The organism is Streptomyces sp. NBC_00986 (assembly GCF_045162565.1).
In the GTDB taxonomy this organism is placed as follows: domain Bacteria; phylum Actinomycetota; class Actinomycetes; order Streptomycetales; family Streptomycetaceae; genus Streptomyces.
In genome coordinates, this window is sequence record NZ_CP108733.1 from 4,871,238 (window position 1) to 4,883,120 (window position 11,883).

Annotated in this window: 10 protein-coding genes; 5 read left to right on the forward strand and 5 right to left on the reverse strand. The window is 70.2% G+C overall.

Going from position 1 to position 11,883, the window contains the following annotated elements:
• The first annotated feature begins 61 nt into the window (after positions 1 to 61).
• Positions 62 to 823: a Type 1 glutamine amidotransferase-like domain-containing protein gene (locus OG504_RS21180; protein WP_405991241.1), complete on the forward strand. Its 762-nt coding sequence runs from the start codon at positions 62 to 64 to the stop codon at positions 821 to 823.
• Between the two features lies 1 nt (position 824).
• On the opposite strand, the gene OG504_RS21185 is transcribed toward OG504_RS21180, so the two are convergent.
• Complete coding sequence (locus tag OG504_RS21185) at positions 825 to 1,220, reverse strand: VOC family protein (protein ID WP_405991242.1); 396 nt, start codon at positions 1,218 to 1,220, stop codon at positions 825 to 827.
• 120 nt (positions 1,221 to 1,340) lie between these two features.
• Here OG504_RS21185 and OG504_RS21190 point away from each other — a divergent pair, with 120 nt between their 5' ends.
• From OG504_RS21190 to OG504_RS21200, 3 genes are read left to right on the forward strand one after another with little or no spacing between them, the layout of a single operon-like run.
• Positions 1,341 to 2,363: an ABC transporter substrate-binding protein gene (locus OG504_RS21190; RefSeq protein ID WP_405991243.1), complete on the forward strand. Its 1,023-nt coding sequence runs from the start codon at positions 1,341 to 1,343 to the stop codon at positions 2,361 to 2,363.
• 32 nt (positions 2,364 to 2,395) lie between these two features.
• Positions 2,396 to 3,385 carry a FecCD family ABC transporter permease gene (locus OG504_RS21195; protein WP_405991244.1) on the forward strand — a complete coding sequence of 330 codons (990 nt, stop codon included), beginning with the start codon at positions 2,396 to 2,398 and terminating at the stop codon, positions 3,383 to 3,385.
• The gene (locus tag OG504_RS21200) at positions 3,382 to 4,419 is read left to right on the forward strand and encodes a FecCD family ABC transporter permease (protein WP_405991245.1); all 1,038 of its coding nucleotides are present in this window, start codon (positions 3,382 to 3,384) and stop codon (positions 4,417 to 4,419) included. The genes OG504_RS21195 and OG504_RS21200 overlap by 4 nt, the downstream gene beginning before the upstream one ends.
• A 404-nt stretch (positions 4,420 to 4,823) precedes the next feature.
• Here OG504_RS21200 and OG504_RS21205 read toward each other — a convergent pair whose 3' ends face one another.
• A complete protein-coding gene (locus OG504_RS21205) occupies positions 4,824 to 5,864 on the reverse strand; it encodes an NAD(P)-dependent alcohol dehydrogenase (RefSeq protein ID WP_405991246.1) in 1,041 nt (346 codons plus the stop codon).
• 172 nt (positions 5,865 to 6,036) lie between these two features.
• On the opposite strand from OG504_RS21205, the gene OG504_RS21210 reads away from it, so the two are divergent.
• On the forward strand, positions 6,037 to 6,969 hold the full coding sequence (locus OG504_RS21210) for a helix-turn-helix domain-containing protein (protein ID WP_405991247.1): 933 nt from the start codon (positions 6,037 to 6,039) through the stop codon (positions 6,967 to 6,969).
• Here OG504_RS21210 and OG504_RS21215 read toward each other — a convergent pair.
• From OG504_RS21215 to OG504_RS21225, 3 genes are all read right to left on the reverse strand, one after another.
• The gene (locus OG504_RS21215; RefSeq protein ID WP_405991248.1) at positions 6,959 to 7,471 is read right to left on the reverse strand and encodes a hypothetical protein; all 513 of its coding nucleotides are present in this window, start codon (positions 7,469 to 7,471) and stop codon (positions 6,959 to 6,961) included. The genes OG504_RS21210 and OG504_RS21215 overlap by 11 nt on opposite strands.
• 82 nt (positions 7,472 to 7,553) lie before the next feature.
• Positions 7,554 to 10,883 (reverse strand): S8 family peptidase, encoded by a 3,330-nt coding sequence (locus OG504_RS21220; protein WP_405996391.1) that lies wholly within the window; start codon positions 10,881 to 10,883, stop codon positions 7,554 to 7,556.
• A gap of 288 nt (positions 10,884 to 11,171) precedes the next feature.
• The gene (locus OG504_RS21225) at positions 11,172 to 11,858 is read right to left on the reverse strand and encodes an ABC transporter ATP-binding protein (protein WP_262056004.1); all 687 of its coding nucleotides are present in this window, start codon (positions 11,856 to 11,858) and stop codon (positions 11,172 to 11,174) included.
• Between the last annotated feature and the right edge of the window lie 25 nt (positions 11,859 to 11,883).

Below are 11,883 nucleotides of genomic sequence, written 5' to 3' on the forward strand. Positions count from 1 at the left end.
CCGTCGACCGCTCGCGCAAAAGGGTGTGACAGGCGCCAGACGGACGGGATTTGATGCGTCCGTGAACGAGCCGAGCGAGCACACCGGACCCAGCACCTTCCTCATCGGCGGCGGCTGGGCCACCCCCGTCGTCTACGGTCCCTTCCTCCGCGCCGCGGGCGGTTCCGCCGGGTCCGCGCCCCGTATCGCCTGCGTGGTCGTCGACGAGGGCGAGGGTGACGGGGAGCGTCAATTCGCCCGCTACGACAGCGCGTTGAGGAGCGCCGGCGGCTGCGCACCCGTACCGGTGCTCGTGCCGATCGGCGGGCCCTTCGACGTCGAGGCGGTCCGTGACGTGGACGGGCTGCTCGTCTGCGGTGGGCTGACTCCGGCCTATCAGGACGCCTTCGCCCACTGCCTCGACCGGTTGCCGCGGCTGCTCGCCGAGCGGGGCATCCCGTACGCCGGGTTCTCCGCCGGGGCCGCCCTCGCCGCACGGTCGGCCGTCGTCGGGGGGTGGCTGCTCGACGGCGTTCCGGTGTGCCCGGAGGACACCGCCGAGGACCTGGACGAGATCGCCGTACGGGACGGGCTGGGGCTGGTGCCCTTCGCCGTGGACGCGCACGCGGCGCAGTGGGGGACGCTGCCCCGGCTCATCGCCGCCGTCACCCGGCACCGGCTCGCCCACGGCGTCGCCGTCGACGAGAACACCCTGGTCGAGGTGACGGCGGACGGCCGCGCCCATGTCTCCGGACCGGGGCGCGCGCACTCGGTACGGCCGTCGGCGGACGACGGCGTGCTCGTACGGTCCTACGGCGCGGGCGAGTCCTTCGCCACCGCCTGAATCAGCCCCGGCTCCCGTACGGCCGCGTCAGGATCTCCAGGACGTGGCCGTTCGGGTCGTCGAAATAGACCCCGCGGCCGCCGTCGTTCGTGTTGGTCTCGCCCTCGCGGCGGTGCGCCGGGTCAGCCCAGTACGTGAGCCCCGCCGCCTGGATGCGGCCGAAGATCGCGTCGAAGTCGTCCTCCGAGACCAGGAACGCGTAGTGCTGCGGAGTGATCTCGGCGAAGCCCGAACCGGGCTGGTCCATGTAGTCGAGGGTCACCCCGTTCGGAATCGCCACCGGGATGAACGGGCCGTACTGCGGGCTCACTTGGAGTCCGAGCAGGTCGGCGAGGAATCGGGCCGACGTGTGTTTGTCGTGCGCGGCGACGATGGTGTGGTTCAACTGCACGGTCATCGTGTGGGCCTCCTCGTGCCCAAGCTACTCCGACGGCAAGTTAAGGTAAGCCTTACCTGGCCGGATTTGATCGGAGAGACAGTGATAGTGCGTGCGTTCAAGAGGAAGGCTGTCACAGCGATGGTCGCCGTGTCCGCCGTCGGGGGGTTGCTGGCCGGGTGTTCGTCGTCCTCCGCCGACAACGATGCCGAGAAGACCGGCGAGGGCACGCAGAACAAGGTGATCGGCGCCTCGGCGGGACCGTCCGCCGCGCCCAGCACCCTCGCCACCGGCATGGGCTCGGACAACGACACCGACGGCACCTTCCCCCGTACCGTCACGCACTTCGAGGGAAAGACGACCATCAAGTCGAAGCCCACGAAGATCGCCGTGCTCAGCACGGGACAGCTCGACGACCTGCTCTCCCTCGGTACCGTCCCGACGGCCACCACCCGCGCCGACAACGCAGGCCTCGTCCCCGACTACCTCGCGGACGCCTTCCCGGCCGACAAGTCGAAGCTCGCCGCGATGACCGACGCGGGCACGCGCCAGGCGCCCAACCTGGAGACGCTCGCAGCCGCCAAGCCCGACCTGATCCTCGCCAACGACTCGCTCGGCGACCTCTACCCCAAGCTGTCGAAGATCGCGCCGACCGTCATCACCGCCGGCAACGGCATCAACTGGAAGCGCGACCTCCTCCTCGTCGGCGACGCGATCGGCAAGGGCCAGCAGGCGCAGAAGCTGCTCGACGGGATCGTCGAGGACGCGGGCGAGAAGGGCGAGGCGCTGTCGAAGACCTCCGTGTCGATGCTGCGGTTCACGCCCGGCAGGACCCGGATGTTCGGTGTCTCCTCCTTCACCGGTTCCATCGCCGTGGACATGGGGCTCGACCGGCCCAAGTCCCAGCAGTTCAAGGCGATTTCGGAGGACATCGGCGCCGAGAGCATCGACAGGGCGGACGGTGACTGGATCTTCTACTCCGTGCAGGGCGACGCCTCCAAGACGGATGCCGCGAGCGTGCTCGCCGGGCCGCTGTGGAAGTCGATGTCGGCGGTCAAGGCGGGTCACGCCGTGAAGGTCGACGACGACCCCTGGTACCTCAACGCCGGCCCGACCGCCGCGCGCCTCGTCGTTCTCCAACTCGCCGAGGACATCAGCAAGTAGAGAGACAGAGCGACGAGCAACGGAACAGCGCAGTGAGCGTCAGACGTCTCGCCTGGCCGGCGGCCACCCTCGCGGTGGCCGCCGCCGTGCTGCTCAGCCTCGCCGTCGGCACCCGCCCGATCCCCCCGTCCGAGGTGCTCAACGCGCTGTTCCACGGCGGGAGTTCACCGGACGCCTTGGTCGTACGGTCGCTGCGGCTGCCCCGCACCGAGATCGGGCTGACGGCGGGCGCGGCACTCGGCGTCGCGGGCGCCGCACTCCAGGCCGTCACCCGCAACCCGCTCGCCGACCCCGGCATCCTCGGCCTCAGCCAGGGCGCGGCGGCCGGCGTCGTCCTCGCCATCGCGACCGGGCTCGCGAGCGGTTTCACCGGCTACGTCTGGTACGCCTTCGCCGGCGCCGTCCTCGCCGCCTGTCTCGTCTACGGCATCGCCGCGCGCGGCCGGGGCGGGGCCTCGCCGGTCAAACTCGCCCTCGCCGGCACGGCGTTGTCCGCGATGACGGCGGGCGGTACGACCGTCGTCCTGACCTCCAGCTCGGCCACCCTGGACCAGTTCCGGTTCTGGCAGGTCGGCTCGCTGAGCGGCCGGGACGCCGACACGGTCGTGGAGATGCTGCCGTTCCTGGTGGCCGGGGCGGTGCTGGTGCTCGCCTGTGCGCGGGGGCTGGACGCGCTGGCCCTCGGGGACGAGACCGCGCGGGCGCTGGGGCATCGGGTGGGGGTCGTGCGGGTGTGTGCGGCGCTCGGGGCGACCCTGCTGGTGGCGTCCGCGGTGGCCGCCGCCGGGCCGATCGCGTTCGTCGGGCTCGCCGTCCCGCACCTCGCCCGCCGCCTCACCTCCGGCGGTCATCGCGCCCTGCTCCCGCTGTCCGCACTGCTCGGCGCCGCGCTGCTGGTCGCGGCGGATGTGGCGGGGCGGGTCGTGCGCTCTCCCGCCGAGGTGCCGGCCGGGGTGATGACGGCGTTGGTGGGGGTGCCGGTGCTCGTGGTGCTGGTACGGCGGAAGGCGACGGCCGTATGAGCGCCGACGGTGTCACTGTCCTCCGCCCCCACCCCTCCATCTCCCTTCTCCTGCACCGCCGTTCGGCCGTCGTGGCCGCAACTCTCGTCCTCGTGCTGGCCGTTGCCATGACCGCTGCCGCCTGCTGCGGGCAGACCTACATCCCGCCCGGCGCGGTGTGGCACACGCTCCGGACCGGTTCGGGGCAATATGACCTCGTCGTCAACGAGTTGCGGGTCCCCCGGATCGTGCTGGGCGCGCTGGTCGGGGTCGCCCTCGGGGTCTCGGGAGCGCTCGTGCAGACCGTCACCCGGAATCCGCTGGCCAGTCCGGACGTGATCGGGGTCGGGCACGGTGCCGCGGCCGCGACCGTGCTCGCCCTCTCCGCCGGAGTCGTGAACTCACCCAGCGCCATGCCGGCTATCTCCGTCCTGGGCGGACTCGCGGCCGCCGCGCTCGTCTACGTACTGGCCTGGCGGCACGGGATGCAGCCAAGTCGGTTCGTGCTGACGGGAGTTGGTATCGGGGTCGCGCTGTCGGCCGTGGTGCAGCTGTATCTCTCGGACAGCGAGCTGGAGGCGGCCGAGACGGTCAAGCTGTGGCTGACCGGTTCCCTGAACGGGCGGGGCTGGGAGCAGGCAGGGCCCCTCGCCGTCGTACTCCTGGTGTGTCTGCCCGCGTTGGTGTGGGCGAGCCGGGCCGTGCGGCCGCTCGGGCTCGACGCCGACACCGCTGCCTCGCTCGGGGTGCGGGTGGACCGGACGCGGCTCGCGGTGACCGTGCTCGGGGTGATCCTGGCGGCTACGGCAACCGGAGCGGCCGGGCCGATCGGGTTCGTCGCCCTGACCGCGCCGCAGTTGGCCCGGCGGCTCACCCGTACGCCTCAACTGCCGTTGGCGTGCTCGGCGTTGACGGGTGCGGTGATTCTCGTGGCCGCCGATCTCGCTGCCCGCACGGTGCTGCCCCCACTGGAGGTTCCGGTGGGGGCGCTCACCTCGTTGGTCGGGGGGCCGTATCTGCTGTGGCTGCTGGGGCGGAACAGGGCGGGGGGCTGAGGTTCGTCGGCGGCTGCGGGCCGGTGGGGGCTGGTCGCGCAGTTCCCCGCGCCCCTAAAAGCGTGGCGGCTGCGGGTGTGTCGTGGTTGATCGCGCCCACGCGGCGGAGCCGCATATCGACACAGCCCCGCGCCCCTAAAAGCGTGGCGGCTGCGGGTGTGTCGTGCCCCTGAAAGGCGCCTGGCGTTTCCCCACCCAGGGGCGCGGGGAACTGCGCGACCAGCCACGACGGCGCCGCGGCCACCGAACCAGGCGGAGGACCCCGGAGCAGTTTCAGGGACGCGGGGCTGTACCGATATGCGGCTCCGCCGCGTGGGCGCGACCAGCCCCCACCGGCCCGCACTCGACAGCGCACCGGGCCCCGGAGCAGTGCGGCTCCGGGGCCCGGTGTGAAACGGCTGCCGTCAGATCGTCGCCGTGTCGATCACGAAGCGGTAGCGGACGTCACTCGCCAGCACCCGCTCGTACGCCTCGTTGATCTGGTCCGCGGAGATCAGCTCGATCTCGGCGCCGAAGCCGTGCTCGGCGCAGAAGTCCAGCATCTCCTGGGTCTCCGGGATGCCGCCGATGCCGGAACCGGCGAGGGTCTTGCGGCCGCCGATCACGGAGAACAGGTTGAGGGAGACGGGCTCCTCGGGGGCGCCGACGTTCACCAGCGCACCGTCCGTCTTCAGCAGCGACAGGTACGCGCCGAGGTCCAGCGGCGCCGACACCGTGGAGACGATCAGGTCGAGCGTGCCGCGCAGCTCCTCGAAGGTCTTCGGGTCGCTGGTCGCGTAGTAGTGGTCGGCACCCAGCTTCAGGCCGTCCTCCTGCTTCCGCAGCGACTGCGAGAGGACGGTGACCTCCGCGCCGAGCGCGTGCGCGATCTTGACGCCCATGTGGCCGAGGCCGCCCATGCCGACGATCGCGACCTTCTTGCCGGGGCCCGCGTTCCAGTGCTTCAGCGGCGAGTACAGGGTGATGCCGGCGCAGAGCAGCGGCGCGGCCTCGTCGAGGGAGATGCCCTCGGGGATGCCGAGGACGAAGTTCTCGTCGACGACGACCTTCTCGGAGTAGCCGCCGTAGGTGGGCTCGCCGTCCTTGCCGACAGCGTTGTACGTGCCGACGTTGCCGCCGGTGCAGTACTGCTCCAGGCCCGCCTTGCAGTTGTCGCACTCGCGGCAGGAGTCGACCAGACAGCCGACGCCGACGCGGTCGCCGACCTGGAACTTGGTGACGCCGGGTCCTACCTCGGAGACGATGCCGGCGATCTCGTGGCCCGGGACCATCGGGAAGATGGCCTCGCCCCAGCCCTCGCGGGCCTGGTGGATGTCCGAGTGGCAGATACCGGCGAACTTGATGTCGATCAGGACGTCGAACTCACGTACGGCCCGGCGCTCGATGGTGGTGCGCTCCAGGGGAGCCTTGGCGGCGGGGGCTGCGTATGCGGCGACTGTGGTCATGCCGGAACTCTCCTAGCGGGGGGATGTGCGCCCGGCCGCCTTCTGACCGGGCACGATGCCAAGCCTGCCCGAAAGTCCCGGGGCTACCCAGGCCACGCTTCTGCGTACGTCCGCTGTGCCTACCACCAGCGAGGTCAGGCTCCTGTTCGTACGACCGGGAATACTGGACCGTATGGACGAACACCCCGAACCCGCCCCCGGGCCCGCCGACGCCGGTCCGCCGCTGGACCGGCGGGCCGAGCTGAGCGAGTTCCTGCGCACCCGGCGGGCCCGGCTGAAGCCGGAGGACGTCGGCCTGCCGGACTTCGGGCGGCACCGCAGAGTGCCCGGGCTGCGCCGCGAGGAGCTGGCACAGCTGGCCGGGGTCTCGGTGGCGTACTACACGCGTCTGGAGCAGGGCAACGGCCGGAACGTGTCGGCGGAGGTCCTCGACGCGATCGCCCGCGCCCTGCGCCTGTCGGACGCCGAGTCCTCGCACCTCACCCACCTCGCGAAGCCGAAGCAGCACAAGAAGAAGACGTCGGCCCCCACCCAGCACGTGCGGACGCCGCTACGGCAGCTGCTCGACACGATCGACACGATCCCGGCGTACATCACGGGCCGCCGCACGGACATCCTGGTGTGGAACCGGATGGCCGCGGCCGTCTTCGGCGACTGGTCCGAGCTGCCGCCGCAGGAGCGGAACTGGGCGCGGCTGGTGTTCCTGCGGCCCGAGTACCGGGACCTGTTCGTGGAGTGGGAGCAGAAGGCGACGGACATCGTCAGCATGCTGCGGATGGACGCGGGCTTCTGCCCGGACGACCCGCGACTGTCCGCGCTGGTCGGCGAACTCTCCGTGAAGAGCGAGGAGTTCAGGCGCCTGTGGGCGACGCACGACGTCAAGGAGAAGACCTACGGCGTCAAGCGCCTCCACCACCCCCTGGTCGGCGACCTCACCCTCCACTTCGAGGGCTTCCACCTCAGCGACGGCTCCGACCAGGCCCTGATCACCTACCACGCGGAGCCCGGCTCGCCATCGGCCGACGCCCTGCGCCTGCTGGCGAGTTGGGGCACGGACGCGACCCGCGCGGGCACCTCGGCCCAGCGCCCCGACCTCACTCCGTGACACCGAGGTCCGCCCGCATCAGCTGCCGCATCGCGGCCAGCCGCGGCTCGGCCTCCTTGAGATCCAGCAGGGCCTCTTCAGCGCTCTCGCCGTCCCGGGCGAGGCCACGGTCCAGACGTTTCACGGCGGCGTCGACACCGGCGAGCACCTGGTTCACCGCGCGGGACGCGTCCAGGATCCGCTCGGGCACGACCATCTGCGCCTCGGCGTAACGGTCCCGGTAGTCCCGCCGCGCCTCCTCCAGCTGGTCGCGCTCCAGCTCGGTGTAGACGCCGTCGCGGAGGCGGTGCAGGGCGTCCTTGAGCAGCGTGTGGAACTGCCGCGAGGCCCGGTTCATGAGCGTATAGGCGTCCCGCCGCTCCTCGAACCGCCGCCTGCGCTCGGCGAGTTGGGCCTCCTCCGTGCGCTGCCGGGCGGTGAGGCGCTGGCTGAGGACGGGGGCGAAGAGGGTGCCGAGCACGCCGACGACGGCGGTGATCATGGCGGTGACGGCGGCGGTCATGGGATCAGGAAAACACGGACGGCCCGCCGGAAGGTGAACTTCCGGCGGGCCGTACGCCACTCAACTCAACACATTCCGCGGCTCACTTGCCGTAGTAGGCGTTGTAGATCGAGATCGTCGACTTGTTGCCCTTCTTGTCGGCGATCTTCGCGTGGAACGAGATGGCCTTGCCCTTGGCCGGGTTGGTGACGGTGATCTTGCCGTTGACGACGGTGACCTTCTTCCAGGTCTGGCCGTAGTCGTACGACACCCACACACCCAGGGACTTGAGGTTGCGGCCGGCTGCCGCGCCCTCGACGGTGACCGGGATCGTCGCCTTCTTGCCCGCCGCGACACGGCTGTCCAGGCCGGTCGTCGCGTTGAACCGGGCTGTGGAGACCGGGAGTTGGGCCACGGCGGAGCCGGTCGGCTTCTTCGAGGAGAACGTCCAGCTCGCGTCGATCTGGGTGGAGGCGGCGGCGACCTTGACGCTGCGGATGACCGAAGTGGTCAGCTTGTACGAGGCGTTGGCGGCCGGGACCTTGAACACGCCCTCGCCGAGCAGCGGGTCCTGGTTGGAGCCCACCTTCGTGCCGTTGCGGTACAGGGTCGTGTTGACCGAGGTGAACAACGACGAGCCCGCGTGCTGCGCGGAGTCGGCGAACAGCGGCACGATCCCGGAGATCTCGTTGCCGTTGCGGTACACACCGTAGACGTCGTCGAGGTGCGGGCCGAAGACCGCCGTGTTGAAGGTCCTGGTGTACGTCCGGCCGGCCTTGAAGGTCTCCAGGTCGTTCGAGACGTAGAAGGACTCGGAGACCGGGAAGCCGTCCGGGCCGAGCGCGCCGTCCTGCTCGAAGTCCAGCTCCCACTGGACGCCGTTGATGGTGGAGACGTGCAGTGTGCGGGTGCCGGGCAGCGGCTGCGGGAAGGCGGCGGCGGAGGCGCCACCGCCGTCGGGCAGATAGCCGAAGGCGTAGAACAGACCGGTCTTGCCGCTCGCCGCGGCGCCCAGTCGGCCCTTCACCGTGGCGAGTTCACTCGCCTTGTAGTGCTTGGTGTAGCCGGTGGCGAGCTGCTTGACCTTGCCGCCGGTCGTGGTGTCGTACTGCTCGTCGGTGCCCTTGGTGAAGTGCGCGTCCCACTGCTCGGACAGCGAACCGTCGGTGATCTGCGGACCGAGGTGCGCGGAGCGGAAGTTGGCGTACGTCTCCAGGAACCAGCCGAAGGAGACGCCGCCGTCGGACGTCTCGACCGAGTAACCCGGGGCCGCGAAGGACGACTTGGCGGCCGCGTCCGGCACCGTGACGTCGACCGGCTTGGCCTTGCGGGCGTCGATGGTGACCGAGGTGTTCTTGGTGATGTCCAGCTTGGGCTGGGCGATCCAGTCGGCGCCCTTGGTGAAGTCCTCCGGGTCCACGAAGATCCCGGTGTCGAGGACGTAACCGCCCTTGGGGACACGGACCTTGACGGTGCCCGACTCGTCGTAGGGGGCGAAGTAACCGCCGGCGCCGAGGCCGGACAGGCCCGCCACCGAGGCCGTGTAGTACTTCGCGGGGCTGCCGTCACGGTTGATGAACTTCAACGTGAGGTCGTACGACTGGATTTCACGCACCACGGCCGCGGCCGTACGGACGCTCTGCCCGCCGCCCGTCGCCGTCACGTACGCGGAGTAGGCGCCGTCCAGCGTGCCGCCGAGCTTGGTGTTGACGGTCAGACCGACCGAGGCCGTACCGCCGGCCGGTACGGTCACCGACGTCTTGGCGAGCTTGAAGAAGCCCGAAGGAGCCGCCTGGCCCTTGGGGTTGGTGGCGGCCACGGTGAGCTTGAGGGTGACGGCCGCGGTGCCGAGGTTGCGGTAGGTGACCTGCTTGGTGACCGGGGTGTCGTCGGTGTGCGGCCACTGCTGGACGCCGAAGCTCTCCGACACGGGGTCGGCGATGACGTTCTGCTTGATGGCCTTGTCGACGGCGATCCGGCCCGAACCCTGCTGGAACGGCGTGTAGTTGCCGCCCTTCGCGGACCCGGTGAGCGCGCCCTTCAGCTCGGCGTAGCCCCACGTGGGGTGTTCCTGCTTGAGGATGGCGGCAGCACCGGCGACGTGCGGGGTCGCCATCGACGTACCCGAAATGGTCAGGTAGCCGGGCGGGTTCTCGCCGACCTCCTGGTCGATGACGCTGCCCGGGGCCGCGGCTGCGGTGATGTCGACGCCCGGCGCGGTGACGTCCGGCTTGATGGCGCCGTCGCCGACGCGCGGGCCGGTGGAGGAGAAGTCGGCGAGCTTGTCGTTGCCGTCGACCGCGCCGACCGTGATGGCCGCGTCCGCGCTGCCGGGCGAACCGATCGACTGGGGGCCCTCGTTGCCCGCGGCGATCGCGAACAGGATGCCCTTCTCGGCGGAGAGCTTGTTGACCTCCGCCTCCAACGGGTCGATCCCCGGGGTGTCCTGGCCGCCGAGGCTCAAGTTGACGATGTCGGCGCCCTGTTGGGCCGCCCACTCCATGCCGGCGAGGATGCCGGAGTCGTCACCGGAGCCGCTGTCGTCGAGGACCTTGCCGTTGAGGATCTTCGCGTCGGGCGCGACGCCCTTGTACTTGCCGTTCGACTTGGCGCCGGTGCCCGCGGCGATGGACGCGACATGCGTGCCGTGCCCGAAGTGGTCGTTCGCGTCGGCGGCCGTGGAGAAGTTCTTGGACTCGATCACCTGGGTCTTCAGGTCCGGGTGGTCGGCGTCGACTCCCGTGTCCAGTACGGCGATCTTGACGCCCTTGCCCGTGTAGCCGGCCGCCCACGCCGTCGGGGCGCCGATCTGCGGCACGGACTTGTCGAGGCTGGCCCTGCGGACACCGTCGAGCCAGACGTGCGCGATACCGGCGGCCGACTTGTCGCCGTTGGTGACGGCCTTCCACAGCTCGGGCGTGTCCTGCTGCGGGGTCTGCACGGCGTCGGCGTTCAGGGTCTTCAGGGACTGGCGCAGCCTGCCCGCGTCCCGGACGTCGGCCTTGGTGGCGGTGGCGGCGCCCTGGTAGCCGACGATGACCTTCAGGCCGGCCTTCTGGGAGGCGCGTTCCGCCGACTTGTTGAGCTCGGTGACGTCGAAGAGCCGCTGGTCGAGCTTGCCGGACGCGACCAGTTGGGCCGCGTCCACGGGTATGACGAGCGTGTGCCCGTCGAGCTTGCGGACCTGAACAGGTATGTGTTCACGGCCCTTTGCCGGCTCCAGACCGGCGACCCGGCCCTTCGCGTCGACGGTGACGCGGTCGCCGGTGATCAGGGTGATGTGGTGGTCACCCTTGAGCCGGGCCTGTGCGGCACCGAGTTGCGCGGCACCGGCCGCACGCTGTTCGGGCTTCGCCGACGCCGGGGTGGTCATTCCGGCGGCGAGGGCTACGGCGGCGGACGCGGCGACGGTGGCCGCGCACGCTCTCTTCACGTGTCTGCGCAAGGCTCCCCCTGGAGCTGAGGTACCGGGCGAATTCCCCGTTCACCCGACCGGGGGAAAGCCCGCACACCTGTGCGCTACACCCCCCGGAATACGCAGTATGCCGAGGGGTGATCAGCCGCTCAAGAGATGAGAGGAGGGTAAGAAAGCGCAGCCGTGAACTGTTACGCCGCCGCCCGGACTCCGTTACGCAGTTGACGGGTGAAGCGTGCGCGAACTCCGGTAGGGGGCCGCCGAGTCACTCATCTGAGCGCCGAACTACCTTGTGTGGAGGCCGAGTTACTTCGACGCGGCGTTCTCCTTCACCGTGATCTTGCCCTTGCGGATGGTGGCGAGGCGCGGGGCCTTCTTCGCGATGGCGGAGTCGTGGGTGACCATGATGAAGGTCAGCCCGTGCTCCTTCCACATGCGCTCCAGTACGTCCATGATCTCGTCGCGCATCGACTCGTCGAGGTTGCCGGTCGGTTCGTCGGCGAGCAGCACCTTGGGCTGCTTCACGAGCGCGCGGGCGATGGCCACGCGCTGCTGCTGGCCTCCGGACATCTCGCCGGGGAGGTGGCCGAGGCGCTCGCCGAGTCCCACCGACACCAGTGCGTCGGCGGCGCGTTGACGCCGTTCCTTCGTCTTCACGCCGAGCGGTACGAGGGCGGTCTCGACGTTCTCCTGGGCGGTGAGCGTCGGGATCAGGTTGAAGGACTGGAACACGAAGCCGATGTTCTCGCTGCGGACCTTGGTGAGCTTGGCCTCCGACAGCTTCGCCAAGTCGACGCCGTCCAGGACGATTTCGCCCGCGGTGGGGCGGTCGAGGGCGCCGATCATCTGGAGCAGGGTGGACTTGCCGCCGCCGGTCGGGCCCTGGATGACCAGGCGGTCGCCGTCGCCGATGGTGAGGTCGATGCCGTCGAGGGCGTGGACGGTTTCCTTGCCGCGTGAGTAGAGCTTGGTGACGCCTCTTAGTTCGTACATGGTGCAACTCCTGGGGAAGTAAAAG